The following is a 14,855-nucleotide window of genomic DNA, read 5'->3' on the forward strand; positions in this document are numbered from 1 at the left end:
CCGGCTTCGCGGTTTGAAGCCTGGGCCCGTTGCGGTTTAACAATCGCTCAAAGGAATACACATGGAATGGCTGACCAACCCTGAAATCTGGGTTGCCTTCTTCACCCTGACCGCCCTGGAAATCGTCCTGGGCATCGATAACATCATCATGATTTCGATCCTGGTCAGCCGCATGCCCAAGCACATGCAGGCGCGCACCCGGATTTTCGGTCTGGCGCTGGCCATGATCACGCGGATCCTGTTGCTGCTGTCGATCACCTGGGTCATGCGCCTCACGGCGGACCTGTTCGTGGTGTTTGGCCAGGGCATTTCCGGCCGCGACCTGATTCTGTTCTTCGGTGGTCTGTTCCTCCTGTGGAAGAGCTCGCAAGAGATGTACCACGCGCTGGAAGGCGAAGACGAAACCAACGAGGAACCGAGCGGCAAGGGCGGCAACTTCCTCTACACCATCGTGCAGATCGCGATCATCGACATCGTGTTCTCGCTGGATTCGGTGATCACCGCTGTCGGCATGGTCTCCCATGTTCCGGTCATGGTCGCGGCGATCGTCGTTGCAGTACTGGTGATGATGTGGGCTTCCGGCACCATCAGCGAGTTCATCGACAAACACCCGTCGCTGAAAATGCTGGCGCTGTCGTTCCTGTTGATCGTCGGTACCGTGCTGATTGCCGAGTCCCTGGACGTACACGTACCAAAAGGCTACGTCTACTTCGCCATGGCGTTCTCGCTGGCGGTTGAAGCGATCAACATCAAGATGCGCACCGCGATTGCGAAAAAGAAGAAGCAGCAAGATCCGGTGAAACTGCGTAAGGACATTCCGGGCCAATAACCCGATTGTCATGCGATAGAAAAAGGGGCCTTCGCAGACTGTGTGAAAACGCGCTGAAGGCCGGCCCAACAAACGCCCCGACTTGTTCGGGGCGTTTGTTTTGGTGCGGGCGACAGGCGAAAAAAGCCTTTCAGCCCATTAACGCCATCAATTGGCGGGCCCCGAGCACACTAATTGCGCGTTTTAGGTTGTAGGCACTCACTGCCAAGGCCATTTCCGCTCTCGCGCCCTCCAGTTGACGCAACAGGAAGCGAGCATTGCCAAACAGCCATTGCTTCAGGTTGCCGAAGGGGTGCTCAACAATGGATCTTCGGTTGGCCATCATCTGCGGATGGGCCAGCATTCGTTGCTCCATTCGCTCAAAGGCTTCTTCATGGGCGTGGCGTGAGACGTAGCGGCGCTGAGCGCCAGTGCATTGGGATTTGAGCGGGCAGGCGGCGCAGTCGCTGACATCTGCCTGATAGATCCGATCGCCCTTGTGGCGCTGTTTGAGCGTTAACCACTTGCCTGCCGGGCACTGATAACGATCGTGTTCGGCTTCGTAGATAAAGTCTTTGCGCTCAAAAAAGTCCTCACCACCAGGATTGACCGAGCGGTTGGGCGGCACATAAACGGTAATCGCAGCCTCCTCGCAGGCCTGAAACTGCTGGCCGTTGGAGTAGCCGGCATCGGCAGTCACGGTCAGGGCATCTTGTTCCAGCTGTTCTTTGGCGGCTTTAGCCATTGGTTCGAGTTGCTTGCGGTCGTCGCCATCCTGGGTAACCTCATGATGCAGAATCAGGCAATGCTTGGCATCCACGGCGCTCTGCACGTTATAGGACACACGCGGCCCCTTGGGCGTGCGCATCATTCGGGCATCGCTTTCGTGGGTGTTGAACTGCTCCAGGCCCATCGAGTTCATCAGCGCTTGGCAGCTCTGATTGTCCTGCTGGCGAACTTTAAGCTGCACCAGTGCTGTTTTGATCGCGCCGCGATCAATCACCTCTCCCGCATCGAGCCTGTCAGCCTCATCCAGTTCGGCCAGATACTGAGCGATGCGCTTATCCAGTTTTTCTTCCTGACGCTTGAGTTGCTTGAGGTTCATATGGCGCCGCGAGGAAGCGACTGCCTGAAACTTGCTGCCGTCGATGGCCACCAAGTCTCCTGCGATCAGACCGGCCATGCGGCAAAACCGGACGAAGGCACCGCACGTCGCCACAAAGGCGGATTTGTTGTTTTTGCGAAAGTCGGCGATGGTCTTGAAGTCGGGCTTAAGCCGGTTGATCAGCCACATCACTTCGATGTTGCGCTGGCACTCGGCTTCGAGACGCCGCGATGAGCGAATCCGCTGAAAATAGCCATAGAGGTAGAGCTTGAGCTGATCGGCAGGATCATAAGAAGGACGACCTGTGCTTTTGGGCAGCGCTTTATCAAAGCCCAGTTGCACCAGATCCAGCTTGGCGACGTACAGGTCAATAACCCGAACGAGATGATCCTCGGGGATCAGTTCTTCCAGCGAGACCGGGAACAGACTGGTCTGGCTACGGGACTCACCTTGGATGTAAGCCATAACGAAAAATGCTCCGTATCTTTCGATACGGAGCATTTTCTTTGAGCTTTGCGCAGATTGCTAGGTTTTCACACAGTCTGTTCGGGCCCCTTTTTCACGCCTGCATAAAACCGTTTTCATGACACTTTTGTTTCAATCACTTCCTTGGCTATGTAATGCTGGCGCTCAGACCGTTAGCCAACTACAGCTTAAGTACAGAACGTAGAAAAACGCGCGGTACCGTCAACTTGCCCCGCTGGGGCGCGACCATCACAGGGGGCCTTTATGCTCACCCTGCTCAATTTGTTATCGGCCGTGGCCTTGTTGATCTGGGGCACGCACATTGTCCGAACCGGCATTTTGCGGGTCTACGGGTCCAACCTGCGCCATGTGATTGGCCAGAACATGTCCAAGCGCTGGCTGGCGTTTCTCTCCGGGATCGCGGTGACCGCGATGGTCCAGAGCAGTAACGCCACCGCCATGCTGGTCACCTCGTTTGTCGGCCAGGGCCTGATGGCGCTGACTCCGGCACTGGTAACCATGCTCGGGGCGGATGTTGGTACGGCGCTGATGGCGCGGGTGCTGACCCTGGACCTGTCGTGGCTGTCGCCGCTGCTGATCTTTGTCGGGGTGATTTTATTTCTGTCGCGCAAACAGACCCGACTCGGGCAGATGGGGCGCGTGGCGATTGGCCTTGGGCTGATCATTCTGGCGTTGCAACTGATTGTGGAGGCTGCTGCGCCGATCACCCACGCCAAAGGGGTAAAAGTGATCTTCGCCTCGCTGACCGGCGACATTTTGGTCGATGCCCTGGTCGGCGCATTGTTCGCGATGATCTCCTACTCGAGCCTGGCCGCCGTGCTGCTGACCGCGACCCTGGCCGGTGCCAAGGTGATCAGCTTGCCGGTGGCCATCGGCCTGGTGATTGGCGCCAACATTGGCAGCGGCGTCCTCGCGTTCCTCAGTACCAGCATGCAGAACCCCGCCGGGCGCCAAGTGGCGCTGGGCAGCCTGTTGTACAAACTGATCGGCCTGTTGTTGATCATTCCGGTGCTGAACCCATTGGTACACTGGCTCGATAGCCTGGACTTCAGTCCCCAGGAAACAGTCATTGGCTTTCACTTGCTCTACAACAGCGTCCGCTGCTTGATCCTGCTGCCGACCGTCGGTCCGATGGCCAGGCTGTGCGCCTGGCTGTTGCCGGAGCGGCCGGAAGTCAACGGAACTGCCAAACCCCGCCATCTCGATCTCACCGCGCTGGTCACACCGAGCCTGGCGCTGGCCAATGCGGCCCGGGAAACCCTGCGCATGGGCGATCTGATCGACAACATGCTGGAAGCGATGCTCGATGTGTTGAATGGCAAGCAAACGGCCGTTACCCAGGAAGTGCGTCGTCTGACCGATGATGTCGACGCACTCTACAGCGCGATCAAGCTCTATCTGGCGCAAATGCCCCGCGAAGACCTCAGCGACCAGGACAGCCGGCGCTGGGCAGAAATCATTGAGTTGACGATCAACCTCAAGCTCGCCAGCGACCTGATTGAACGCATGCTGCGCAAGGTTCAGCAGCAGAAAACCTCACACCGCCGGTCCTTTTCCGAGGTCGGGCTGGAGGAGTTGTCAGGATTGCAACGTCAGTTGATCTCCAATTTGCGGCTAGGATTGTCGGTGTTCCTGAGCGCTGACAAGGAAAGTGCTCGCCAGTTACTGCGTGAGAAACGCCGTTTTCGCGCACAGGAGCGGCGTCTGGCCCATGCCCATGTCAGCCGGTTGCAGCTTAAGATTGTGCAAAGTATCGAGACCAGCTCGTTGCATCTGGAGCTGATCGCCGACATGAAACGTTTGAATTCGCTGTTCTGCAGCAGTGCGTACGTGGTGCTTGAAACGTCCGACACCGGCGCGCTGGCGGTCGATGATTTGGCTGACATCACGCATTCACCCTGAACGTCCACCGTTGTCTGAAGTCTGTTGAACTGCGCTCGCCGTATGGAAGCTCGTTATGCGTTGCCTGTTGTTTGCCTGTTTGTTGCTTGGCTCACTCCCTTCGTTTGCCCTGGATCGCTTTCAGGTCGAGGGTTATACGCTGCCCAATGGCCTGCAATTGCTGCTCAAGCCGGGCACCGAGCGCGGGCATGTGGCGATTCGTCTGGTCGTCGGCGTCGGTCTGGATGATTTCAGCTGCGAAGACAAAGAACTGCCCCACCTGCTGGAGCACTTGCTGTTCAGTGGTATCGATGCCACCGGCGAAGGCGGCCTGGAAGAGCGCATGCAAGCGCTGGGGGGTGAGTGGAACGCGTTCACCAGTAACGCCGACACGACATTCGTCATCGAGGCACCGGCGAAAAACCAGCGCAAGGTCCTCGACCTGTTGCTGGCGCTGTTGACCCAGACCCGAATCGACGACAACGCCATCAACGCTGCCAAGCAAGTGGTCGAGCGCGAAGATGGCGGTCATTACACACACCTGCAACGCTGGCTCGATCGTCAGGACCTCGGTCACACGGCCAGTAATCAACTGGCGGTGGAGCTGGGCCTCAAATGCCCGCAGCGCGCCGAAGTCGATCACCTGACCCGCGAGCAACTGGAGAAAGTCCGCAAGCTTTGGTACGCGCCCAACAACATGACCCTGATCATGGTCGGCGACCTCGACCGATTGCTGCCGGCCTATCTGGAGCGGGCATGGGGTGAGTTGAAAGCGGTCGACCCGAGCGAACACCTGCCCCTGCCGGAAATTCGCGCCAGTGCCGCTCACGAGCGCACGCTGAGTAGCGGTTTCCTTGGCGGCGCGGCCAAGCTGCACTGGCTGGTGCCGGAGCCTGTACTGGACGATCAGCAAGACGAAACGTTAGACCTGCTCAAGGACTATCTGGACTGGGCGCTGTATCGCCAGATGCGCCTGGTCCACAGTTTGTCCTACGGGCCTTCCGCCGAGCGCGAGCTGTTTGGCGGTGTGGGCTTCATGAGCCTGAACGCCGACCTTGAACGTGACAATGTGCCGGAGGCTGAACAAGTCCTCGATGAGTTGAAAGCCCGGTTGCTCAAGGACGGCCTCGACAGCGACACATTCAACCGCCTCAAACAGGCGGCTATTGCCCGCCAGGCCTGGGCCGTGCAGGGCAATAGCGCGTTGGCCGATTATTACTGGAGTGCCCTTGGAGATTACGAGGACGGACGCTTCGCTGACCCGGCCAAAGAACTGCAAGGCGTAACACTGGAGGAAGCCAACAAGGCGTTGCGCGAGTTGTTGCTGCAACCGGGGTATTTGCGGATCGAGAAGCCACTGATGAGTGATGACCAGTTGGTTTTGGTGATTGGCGGGGTGTTGGCGCTGATTGCGCTGATACTGCTGAGCTGGCGCTTGCACCGAAAATCGCCGCCGCCGGTGTAGCAGCTGCCGAAGGCTGCGTTCGGCTGCGAAGCAGTCGTTAAACCCTTCACCACGGTGTATCAGGAACATTTGACACAATAGATTTGCGACTGCTGCGCAGCCGAACGCAGCCTTCGGCAGCTGCTACACGGGTTCCGGCTCCGGCCGCGGGCCTCGCCACACCGCCCCCCGGCGGGTAACCTGTCGAGGATTTTTCCTACGACGAATGTGAACCGCCAAATGCCGACCCTGACCCTTTTCGTCCAGCGCATCCTGGAATTGATGAAGCGCTATCCTGGGGTCATTGCGCTCGGCGGGTTCATTTCCGGTGTCGGCAGCTTCATCCTGGTGGATCGCCAGCAAGGCCTGGCGACCTGGATCACCATCATCATGGTGCTCAGTTGGGTCTGGCTGATGCTGGAAAACAGCCTGACCAAGCTGTTCGCCAAAATCTTCAAGCGCGAAATTCCCCAGCCGCTGCTGCGTTACGCCACGCAGATGATCCACCAGGAAAGCCTGTTCTTTGTCCTGCCGTTCTTCTTCATCACCACCACCTGGAACAGCGGCCAACTGTTCTTCACCGGCCTGCTGGGTATTGCGGCGCTGATTTCCATCACCGACCCGCTCTACTACAAATGGCTGGCCCCCCGGCGCTGGGCGTTCCTGGCGCTGCACACGCTGACCCTGTTTGCCGCGTTGCTGACCGCCCTGCCCGTCATCATGCACCTCACCACGTCCCAGAGTTTCAAGTGGGCGCTGGGTATCGCCGTGCTGCTGTCGTTCCCGAGCCTGGCGTCGATCTTCCCGATCCGTACCGTGCGCAACGCCTTGGCGATTCTGAGTATCACGCTGGGCATCGGTGGCCTCGGCTGGGTCATGCGTTCATGGGTGCCGCCGGCGACCCTGTGGATGACCGACGTGGCGATCAGCACGCAAATGCAGGACCGCACCCCCGGCAAGAGTCTGGATCAAGTCAGCGCCGAGCAGATCCGTGGTGACGGGTTGTACGCCTACACTGCGATCAACGCCCCGCGCGGCCTGGATGAGCGGATTTATCACGTGTGGCAGTTCAACGGTAAAGAAGTCGACCGCATCCCGCTGGATATCCACGGTGGACGCAAGGAAGGCTACCGCGCCTGGACGCATAAGCAGAACTTCCCGGGCAACCCGGCAGGTAAATGGCAGGTCCGGGTGCTGACCGAAGACGGTCAGCTTATCGGTGTGCTGCGCTTCACCGTAACGGACAGCACACCGACCAAAGAAAAGTAACGCGGTTCGTGCTATTACGTAGCTCTACGCATTTACCGAACAAGCACGGAGTTTATGACCAGCAGCACAATGGCCGGCAATGCCCAACTGGACGCTTCTCACTCCCCTGCACAGCTGCGGGTTACGGGTGACTGGACGCTCGCCCATTACGCTGATCTCAAGCACCTGTGCGAAAAACTTCGCGACCAATACAACGACGACACCCACATCGACCTCAATCATCTGGGCGCCCTCGATACGGCCGGCGCCTCGTTGTTGGTGGAGTTGCTGGGGGCCGAGCGGCTCGGTCGCTCCGCCGAACATCCCGATTGCACGCTCTCCACTGCCGATCGCGCGTTGCTGCAAACCATCTACTGCTCAATGACCAATTTCTGCGTACCGATCAAGGAACCGGAAGTCAGCGTCAGTATTCAATTGTTGACCCGAATTGGCCGCGCCGTGGACACGGTCTGGCAGGACACCCTGCAACTGTTGGGCTTCGTCGGGCTGATTATCGAAACCATCGCCCGCGGCCTGTTTCAACCCAAGCGCTGGCGCATCACGCCGATGGTGGCGCACATCGAACAAACCGGTCTCGATGCCGCGCCCATCGTCGCCCTGCTGACGTTTCTCGTGGGCGCGGTGGTGGCGTTTCTCGGGGCGACCGTGTTGGCCAATTTCGGCGCGACGGTATTTACCGTGGACCTGGTGGCCTTTTCATTCCTGCGTGAGTTTGCCGTGTTGCTCACCGCCATCCTGATGGCCGGGCGCACTGCCAGTGCGTTCACCGCGCAGATCGGCTCGATGAAGGCCAACGAAGAAATCGACGCCATCCGCACCTTGGGCCTCGACCCGATGGAATTGTTGGTGGTGCCGCGCGTCCTGGCGTTGCTGGTGTCGTTGCCGATGCTGACCTTCCTGGCAATGGTCTCGGGGATTGTCGGCGGCGGCGTGGTGTGTGCGGTGGCGCTGGATATTTCACCGGCAATGTTTCTGTCGCTGCTGCAATCGGACATCGGCGTTCAGCACTTTCTGGTCGGGATCGTCAAAGCGCCGGTTTTCGCCTTTCTGATCGCCTCGATTGGCTGTCTCGAAGGCTTCAAAGTCAGCGGTAGCGCCGAGTCGGTGGGCGCTCACACCACGTCCAGTGTGGTCCAGTCGATTTTTGTAGTGATCGTGCTCGACGCCGTGGCCGCGCTGTTTTTCATGGAGATGGGCTGGTGAGTCGTTTACCCCGAGCGCCTTCTGAGGCGGTGATCGAAGTCCGTGGGCTGTGCAATCGCTTCGGCAGTCAGAGCGTGCACGAAAATCTCGACCTCGATTTATACAAAGGTGAAATTCTTGCCGTGGTCGGCGGCTCCGGCAGCGGCAAATCGGTGCTGCTGCGCAGCATTATCGGTTTGCGGCAGCCCAGTGAAGGGGTGGTGAGGGTTTTCGGGAAAAACCTGCCGACATTGTCCGAACATGAACGCTCGATGATTGAACGACGCTTCGGCGTACTGTTCCAGCAAGGCGCCCTGTTCACTTCGCTGACCGTGACCGAAAACGTCGCCCTGCCCCTGATCGAACACGCCGGCCTGAGTCGTGAAGATGCCGAACACCTGGCGGCGGTCAAACTGGCACTGGCCGGGCTGCCGCTGTCGGCAGCTGACAAGTACCCCGCTGCGCTGTCCGGCGGCATGATCAAGCGGGCGGCGCTGGCCCGTGCGCTGGCGCTGGACCCGGACATCCTGTTTCTCGACGAACCCACCGCCGGCCTCGACCCGATTGGCGCGGCGGCATTCGATCAGTTGATCCTGACCCTGCGTGACGCGCTTGGGCTGAGTGTTTTTCTGGTGACCCACGACCTCGACACGCTCTATACCATCACCGACCGCGTGGCGGTGCTGGCGCAGAAAAAAGTGCTGGTGGCGGACGCCATCGACAAGGTCTCGGAAACCGACGATCCGTGGATTCACGAATACTTCCATGGCCCTCGCGGCCGCGCGGCGCTGACAGCCGCTCAACAGTTGAACGAGGTCTGACATGGAAACCCGAGCCCATCATGTATTGATCGGCCTGTTCACCGTGATTGTGGTGGCGGGCGCCCTGCTCTTCGGCTTGTGGCTGGCCAAGTCCAGCGTCGACACCGAGTTCAAGGATTACGAAGTGGTCTTCAACGAGGCGGTCAGCGGCCTGTCCAAGGGCAGTTCCGTGCAGTACAGCGGGATCAAGGTTGGCGACGTGGTGACGTTGCGCCTGGACCCCAAAGACCCACGCCGGGTGCTGGCGCGAATTCGCCTGGGCGGTGACACTCCGGTCAAGGAAGACACCCAGGCCAAGCTCGCACTGACCGGCGTGACTGGCACTTCGATCATCCAGCTCAGCGGCGGTACGCCACAAAGCCCGGCGCTCAAGGGCAAGGACGGCAATCTGCCGACCATCGTAGCCTCCCCCTCGCCTATCGCGCGCCTGCTCAATGACAGCAATGACCTGATGTCTGGCGTAAATACATTGATGCAAAACGCCAACCTGCTGTTCTCCACGGAAAACGTCGAGCGCATCAGCAAGACGCTGGAGCATCTGGAACAGACCACCGGCACCATCGCCGATCAGCGTGGCGATATCCGTCAGGCGATGCAGCAACTGGCGTCGGTGGGCAAGCAAGCCAACACCATGCTGGATCAAACCACGGCGTTGATGCGCAACGCCAATGGCCTGCTCAATGACCATGGCAAGCAGGCCATCGGCAGCGCCGAACAGGCAATGAAGTCGCTGGAGCAGTCCACGGCGACGATCAACAAGTTGCTCGTCACCAATCAGGAGTCGCTCAACAACGGCATGCAGGGCCTCAACGGCCTGGCCCCGGCCGTTCGCGAGCTGCGCGAAACCCTGACTTCATTGCGCGCCATCTCTCAGCGCCTGGAGGCAAACCCCAGCGGTTACCTGCTGGGCAGCGACAAGAATAAGGAATTCACCCCATGAAACTGACTCGTATCGCCCTCCTCGCCGGCTTCACGCTGATCAGTTCGTGCTCGATTCTGCCCAAGCCAGAGCCGTTCGATGTGTATCGATTGCCTTCGGCCCAGAGCAACGTGTCAGCCAGTCATGGCACGCCGCAACGCTGGTCGTTGCGCTTGAATAAGCTCCACGCCAGCGATGCGTTGGACGGCCCGAACATTGCGGTAATTCCTCAAGGCGATCTGATCAGCACCTACAAAGGCTCACGCTGGAGTGACCCGGCACCGGTGCTACTGCGCAATCGTCTGCTGGACGGCTTCCAGCAGGACGGCCGGGTACCGCTGCTGAGCACCGATGACAGTATTTTCCACGCGGACCTGGAGTTGGGTGGCCATTTGCAGTCGTTTCAGACCGAATATCAGGGCACGACCGCTAGCGTGGTCGTGAGCCTGGATGCCGTGCTGGTGCGTGGCTACGATCAGCGAATCCTCGCCAGCCGGCGCTTCGAAGTGCGCCAGCCGTTGAGCGATGTGAAGGTGCCGGCGGTAGTGGTCGGGTTTGGCCAGGCGAGTGACCAATTGACGGTGCAGGTGGTGAATTGGGCGGTTGAGCAAGGGCAAAAATCCGCCCCGCCACCTAAACCCTGAAACCAACACGGACCCCTTGTAGGCGTGAGCAGGCTCACTCCTACAGGGGATCGTGGTTAACCGAAGAACCAGTAGCAAACGCCGATGGCGCCCAGTACGCCGGCCAATTCAGCCAGCAACGCACACCCCACCGCATGCCGCGCGCGCTGGATGCCTACCGCGCCGAAGTACACCGCCAGCACATAGAACGTCGTCTCGGTGCTGCCCTGGACCGTGGCCGCCACCAGCGCCGGGAAGCTGTCTACGCCGGACGTCTTCATGGTTTCGATCAGCATCGCCCGCGCGGCGCTGCCGGAGAACGGTTTGACCATGGCAGTCGGCAAGGCATCGACGAATCGCGTGTCCCAACCGGCCCACTCCACCAGATGACGAATGCCATCCAGGCCAAAATCCAGCGCGCCGGACGCCCGTAGTACGCCCACCGCGCAGAGCATCGCCACCAGGTACGGCAGCAGATTCTTGGCCACGTCGAAGCCTTCTTTGGCGCCTTCGACGAACGCTTCGTAGACCTTCACTTTGCGTAACGCGCCAATCACCAGGAACAGCATGATCAGCCCGAATAGCGTCAAGTTGCCGAGGATGGACGACAAACCGGCCAGCGCCGTCGCCGACATCGTCGCCAGCAGCGCCATGAAGCCACCGAGGACGAGGGCGCCGGGAATCAGATACGCCAGCACCACCGGGTCCCAGATGCGCAGGCGTTGCATGAACGCGACTGAGAGGAAGCCGACAATGGTCGAACAACTGGTGGCCAGCAGGATGGGCAAGAACACCAGCGTCGGGTCCGGCGCACCTTGCTGGGCGCGGTACATGAAGATCGTCACCGGCAGCAGGGTCAGGGAGGAGGCGTTGAGCACCAGGAACAGGATCTGTGCGTTGCTGGCCACGGTGGCGCTGGGATTGAGCTCTTGCAGCGCCTTCATCGCCTTGAGGCCGATCGGTGTGGCGGCATTGTCCAGGCCCAGGCCGTTGGCGGCGAAGTTCAGGGTGATCAGGCCGATGGCCGGGTGACCGGGCGGCACTTCCGGCATCAATCGCAGGAACAACGGCCCCAGCGCCTTGGCCAGCCACTCGACAATCCCGGCTTTCTCGGCAATGCGCAGAAAACCGAGCCAGAGGGTGAGGGTGCCGAACAGCAATACCATCACTTCCACCGACAGCTTGGCCATGGCGAAAATGCTTTCCACCATCGCCGCGAAGATCCCGGCGTTACCGCCGATCAGCCATTGCGCCAGCGCCGAAACGGCCGCCACGATGAAAAAGCCAAGCCACAGGCCATTAAGCATCAGTCAAATCCCCCGGAAGATGCGGCGAATGATAGCGGGGTAGCCAGAAACGACAAACCCCGGATTTCTCCGGGGTTTGTTTAGACGCGTAACCGCACTTGTAGGAGCAAGGCTTGCCCGCGATTGGGGCGCCTCGGTTTATCAGATGCACCGCGCTATCGTTCATCGCGGGCAAGCCATGCTCCTACAGGGGGCGTGATCAGTTGCGGGTGGTTTCACCTGCCGGCAGCTTTTCCTTGCTGCGCCAGTGCGGCAGGGAGTTCCAGTAGCGCTGACCCTTGGCATCGTCATACATGCCTTCCCAACGTGCGATGACCAGCACGGCGAGGGCGTTGCCGATGACGTTCAGTGCGGTACGGGCCATGTCCATGATGCGGTCGACGCCGGCGATGAATGCCAGGCCTTCCAACGGAATCCCCACGCTGCCCAAGGTGGCCAGCAACACCACGAAGGACACGCCTGGAACGCCGGCGATGCCTTTGGAGGTGACCATCAGGGTCAGTACCAGCAACAACTGCTGGCTGATCGACAGGTCGATGCCGTACAGCTGGGCAATGAAGATGGCCGCGATGCTTTGGTACAGAGTCGAGCCGTCGAGGTTGAACGAGTAGCCGGTTGGAACCACGAAGCTGCAAATGGCTTTCGGCGCGCCGTAGGCTTCCATTTTCTCGATCACACGCGGCAGCACGGTTTCGGAACTGGCGGTGGAGTAGGCCAGCACCAGCTCATCCTTGAAGATGCGGATCAGCTTGATCACCGAGAAGCCGAACAGGCGAGCGATCAGGCCCAGCACTACAAACGCGAAGAAGGCGATGGCGAAGTACACCAGCACCACCAGCTTGGCCAGCGGCAGCAGGGACGCGAAGCCAAAGTTGGCCACGGTCACCGCGATCAAGGCGAACACGCCGATCGGGGCGTAGTTCATGATCATGTGAGTGACCTTGAACATGCTTTCCGATACGCCCTGGAACATCTTCACCAGCGGCTCGCGCAGGTCCGATTGCAGGCTCGACAGACCGAGGCCGAACAACACGGAGAAGAAGATGATCGGCAGCATCTCGCCGCGCGCCATGGCCGCGAAGATGTTCGACGGGATCAGGTTGAGGATGGTTTCGACGAACGCGTGTTCATGCTGAACCTCGGCGGCCGTGGCCTGGTACTTGGAAATATCCACGGTACCCAGGGTGCTCATGTCGATGCCGGTGCCCGGATGGAACACGTTGGCCAGCACCAGACCCACCAGAATCGCGATGGTGGTGACGATTTCGAAGTAGACGATGGTCTTCAGGCCGATGCGCCCGAGCTTCTTCGCGTCGCCGACGCCAGCGATACCGACGATCAGCGAGGAAATCACGATCGGGATCACGATCATCTTGATCAGACGGATAAAGATATCGCCTGCCGGTTGCAGGACGTTGCTGATCCACCAGGCTTTTTCGGCACTGAAATGGTTGAGCAGCGCACCAATTGCAATCCCCAATACCAGACCGATGAGGATCTGCCAGGCGAGGCTAAGCTTTGCCTTCTTCATATCATTACCCTTACTTGCGTTTGACTCAGACAGACGCGGTCACTGGAACGCTTGTGGCGAAAAGTGTTTGCATCTGCCCCCGTATAAGGAGCCCCGGAGCGCTTGTTATGGCTCTCTGGCAGGCGAAAAAAGGCGCAACTATTCCGATGCAAGGGGGCGACGTCTAATGCCGTAAACGCCTACCCTATGCCGAATCGGCATGAGCTTTTCTAAATGAAACTGGCGTCCCAACCGGTTCGAATACGACATTTCGGCAGCTATAAGTGCCGCGAACCGGCCATTTCAGAGGAGGTTGGGTATTTTTCGTGCGAAGGATCACGGGCTAAAAATTCAGAAAAAACCTACGTTTAGCCGCGAAAAATCAGTGTTATTTGTTCACAGCTTTCTCGATATACGGTCGCGAAGAACCATAAGAAACACTGCGTAATGTTTTTGCGAGGATTTAGCGGAAACAGCATAGGGATATAAAAGCCGTTGTCTGGGGGACAATGCGTGCAGCGAGTGAAGCTCTCCGCAAATTCGCCGAGTCCCGATGACCCGGCGAACTTGCGTCGCAGCTTTTGCCTGACCCGGCCCTTGCGCAGGTACTCCCTGTACCCGTAGGTCACTCCGACCCTGTAACAGTCAGAACGTCCCGGCCCCATGGTCATGCGTCTACCTTCTTCGGGTAGCGCAGTAGAAAGAAGCATGGTGCTTCTTTCATATGACGAATTCGCTACCAGTGCGGATTTTTTTGAGCCGTTCCATCAATCAGTCCTGCATGCCCTGATCGCACTTACTTCACCACGCCGCTTTTGCGACGGCACTACCGCCCAGAAGCTGGGCGGCTGCCAGTGTCTTTTGACATAACCCTAAAGTTCACCCTCGGCCGCGACGGCCAAAGAAGAAGGAGGCGATGAACATCACCAGGAACACGACAAAGAGAATCTTGGCGATACCCGTGGCGGTGCCCGCGATACCACCGAAGCCCAGTACTGCAGCGATGATGGCAATGATCAAGAATGTGATTGCCCAGCTCAACATGGTGATTCTCCTTACGCTTCATTATTTAGAAGTGTCGCTTGTGGTGCTTTTCCCGGCGCGCGGTGCACGCCAAGTTCGTTTACCTAGAACACCCAACGCTCCTGGCGCGGCAGCTCATCCAGCGGTTGAGGCTGGTCGACATCCATCATCCGCATGGGAGCGGTGTCAGCCAGGTTGCTGCTGGCGGCGCTGAAGTGGGTTTGGGCTGCATGTTGAATCGACACGTGCGGCGTCTCTGGCTGCTGGCTCTGTTCCCAACGAAGGAACTGTTGGCCGGCGATCAGCGTGATCAGCAATGCCAGCACAACAAACAAGCCTTGTTGGATGTGCAGTGGCGAGATACGCATTTGGGCGGCACGGTGGCTATTCATCCTGTAGCTCCTCCCACTTTGGTGGTGATCTTGTCAGGCGGTTATTTAAATGCCCTGATTACCCAGACCATTGCAGTCGGCATGC

At 59.1% G+C, this 14,855-nt stretch carries 13 protein-coding genes; 8 read left to right on the forward strand and 5 right to left on the reverse strand.

Annotation, left to right across the window (positions count from 1 at the left end):
• Positions 1-61 precede the first annotated feature (61 nt).
• Positions 62-829 (forward strand): TerC family protein, encoded by a 768-nt coding sequence (locus tag LOY55_RS00155; RefSeq protein WP_046031033.1) that lies wholly within the window; start codon positions 62-64, stop codon positions 827-829.
• 130 nt (positions 830-959) lie between these two features.
• On the opposite strand, the gene LOY55_RS00160 is transcribed toward LOY55_RS00155, so the two are convergent.
• A complete protein-coding gene (locus LOY55_RS00160) occupies positions 960-2,378 on the reverse strand; it encodes an IS1182 family transposase (RefSeq protein WP_223525272.1) in 1,419 nt (472 codons plus the stop codon).
• Positions 2,379-2,642: 264 nt separating this feature from the next.
• On the opposite strand from LOY55_RS00160, the gene LOY55_RS00165 reads away from it, so the two are divergent.
• The 7 genes from LOY55_RS00165 (at position 2,643) to LOY55_RS00195 (ending at position 10,559) form a co-directional block, all read left to right on the forward strand.
• Positions 2,643-4,301 carry a Na/Pi cotransporter family protein gene (locus tag LOY55_RS00165; RefSeq protein ID WP_046031036.1) on the forward strand — a complete coding sequence of 553 codons (1,659 nt, stop codon included), beginning with the start codon at positions 2,643-2,645 and terminating at the stop codon, positions 4,299-4,301.
• A gap of 55 nt (positions 4,302-4,356) precedes the next feature.
• Positions 4,357-5,745 (forward strand): pitrilysin family protein, encoded by a 1,389-nt coding sequence (locus tag LOY55_RS00170; RefSeq protein WP_046031038.1) that lies wholly within the window; start codon positions 4,357-4,359, stop codon positions 5,743-5,745.
• 219 nt (positions 5,746-5,964) lie between these two features.
• On the forward strand, positions 5,965-6,993 hold the full coding sequence (locus LOY55_RS00175) for a DUF5924 family protein (RefSeq protein WP_046031039.1): 1,029 nt from the start codon (positions 5,965-5,967) through the stop codon (positions 6,991-6,993).
• 54 nt (positions 6,994-7,047) lie between these two features.
• Positions 7,048-8,196 carry an ABC transporter permease gene (locus tag LOY55_RS00180; RefSeq protein WP_109786883.1) on the forward strand — a complete coding sequence of 383 codons (1,149 nt, stop codon included), beginning with the start codon at positions 7,048-7,050 and terminating at the stop codon, positions 8,194-8,196.
• Positions 8,193-8,996, forward strand: a complete 804-nt coding sequence (locus LOY55_RS00185; protein ID WP_109786884.1) for an ABC transporter ATP-binding protein — start codon at positions 8,193-8,195, stop codon at positions 8,994-8,996. The genes LOY55_RS00180 and LOY55_RS00185 overlap by 4 nt, the downstream gene beginning before the upstream one ends.
• 1 nt (position 8,997) lies before the next feature.
• The gene (locus LOY55_RS00190) at positions 8,998-9,936 is read left to right on the forward strand and encodes an MlaD family protein (RefSeq protein WP_109786885.1); all 939 of its coding nucleotides are present in this window, start codon (positions 8,998-9,000) and stop codon (positions 9,934-9,936) included.
• Positions 9,933-10,559 carry an ABC-type transport auxiliary lipoprotein family protein gene (locus LOY55_RS00195; RefSeq protein ID WP_109786886.1) on the forward strand — a complete coding sequence of 209 codons (627 nt, stop codon included), beginning with the start codon at positions 9,933-9,935 and terminating at the stop codon, positions 10,557-10,559. The genes LOY55_RS00190 and LOY55_RS00195 overlap by 4 nt, the downstream gene beginning before the upstream one ends.
• A 56-nt stretch (positions 10,560-10,615) precedes the next feature.
• Here LOY55_RS00195 and LOY55_RS00200 read toward each other — a convergent pair whose 3' ends face one another.
• The 4 genes from LOY55_RS00200 to LOY55_RS00215 form a co-directional block, all read right to left on the reverse strand.
• Positions 10,616-11,845, reverse strand: coding sequence for a nucleoside recognition domain-containing protein (locus LOY55_RS00200; RefSeq protein WP_046031044.1), 1,230 nt, complete (start codon positions 11,843-11,845; stop codon positions 10,616-10,618).
• A 199-nt stretch (positions 11,846-12,044) separates the two neighbouring features.
• Complete coding sequence (gene gltP, locus LOY55_RS00205) at positions 12,045-13,376, reverse strand: glutamate/aspartate:proton symporter GltP (protein WP_046031045.1); 1,332 nt, start codon at positions 13,374-13,376, stop codon at positions 12,045-12,047.
• An 858-nt stretch (positions 13,377-14,234) separates the two neighbouring features.
• Positions 14,235-14,399: a DUF1328 domain-containing protein gene (locus tag LOY55_RS00210; protein ID WP_003177151.1), complete on the reverse strand. Its 165-nt coding sequence runs from the start codon at positions 14,397-14,399 to the stop codon at positions 14,235-14,237.
• A gap of 83 nt (positions 14,400-14,482) precedes the next feature.
• On the reverse strand, positions 14,483-14,770 hold the full coding sequence (locus LOY55_RS00215; protein ID WP_077430968.1) for a hypothetical protein: 288 nt from the start codon (positions 14,768-14,770) through the stop codon (positions 14,483-14,485).
• Between the last annotated feature and the right edge of the window lie 85 nt (positions 14,771-14,855).

The sequence above is a fragment of the Pseudomonas sp. B21-040 genome, from assembly GCF_024748695.1.
In the GTDB taxonomy this organism is placed as follows: Bacteria; Pseudomonadota; Gammaproteobacteria; order Pseudomonadales; family Pseudomonadaceae; genus Aquipseudomonas.

Excerpts from the sequence above, each read along its gene's own strand:
- LOY55_RS00180 (WP_109786883.1), top strand. The coding sequence starts at position 7,048 with ATGACCAGCAGCACAATGGCCGGCAATGCCCAACTGGACGCTTCTCAC.
- LOY55_RS00195 (WP_109786886.1), top strand. The coding sequence starts at position 9,933 with ATGAAACTGACTCGTATCGCCCTCCTCGCCGGCTTCACGCTGATCAGT.
- LOY55_RS00165 (WP_046031036.1), top strand. The coding sequence starts at position 2,643 with ATGCTCACCCTGCTCAATTTGTTATCGGCCGTGGCCTTGTTGATCTGG.
- LOY55_RS00155 (WP_046031033.1), top strand. The coding sequence starts at position 62 with ATGGAATGGCTGACCAACCCTGAAATCTGGGTTGCCTTCTTCACCCTG.
- LOY55_RS00200 (WP_046031044.1), bottom strand. The coding sequence starts at position 11,845 with ATGCTTAATGGCCTGTGGCTTGGCTTTTTCATCGTGGCGGCCGTTTCG.
- gltP (WP_046031045.1), bottom strand. The coding sequence starts at position 13,376 with ATGAAGAAGGCAAAGCTTAGCCTCGCCTGGCAGATCCTCATCGGTCTG.
- LOY55_RS00175 (WP_046031039.1), top strand. The coding sequence starts at position 5,965 with ATGCCGACCCTGACCCTTTTCGTCCAGCGCATCCTGGAATTGATGAAG.
- LOY55_RS00210 (WP_003177151.1), bottom strand. The coding sequence starts at position 14,399 with ATGTTGAGCTGGGCAATCACATTCTTGATCATTGCCATCATCGCTGCA.
- LOY55_RS00215 (WP_077430968.1), bottom strand. The coding sequence starts at position 14,770 with ATGAATAGCCACCGTGCCGCCCAAATGCGTATCTCGCCACTGCACATC.
- LOY55_RS00190 (WP_109786885.1), top strand. The coding sequence starts at position 8,998 with ATGGAAACCCGAGCCCATCATGTATTGATCGGCCTGTTCACCGTGATT.
- LOY55_RS00170 (WP_046031038.1), top strand. The coding sequence starts at position 4,357 with ATGCGTTGCCTGTTGTTTGCCTGTTTGTTGCTTGGCTCACTCCCTTCG.
- LOY55_RS00160 (WP_223525272.1), bottom strand. The coding sequence starts at position 2,378 with ATGGCTTACATCCAAGGTGAGTCCCGTAGCCAGACCAGTCTGTTCCCG.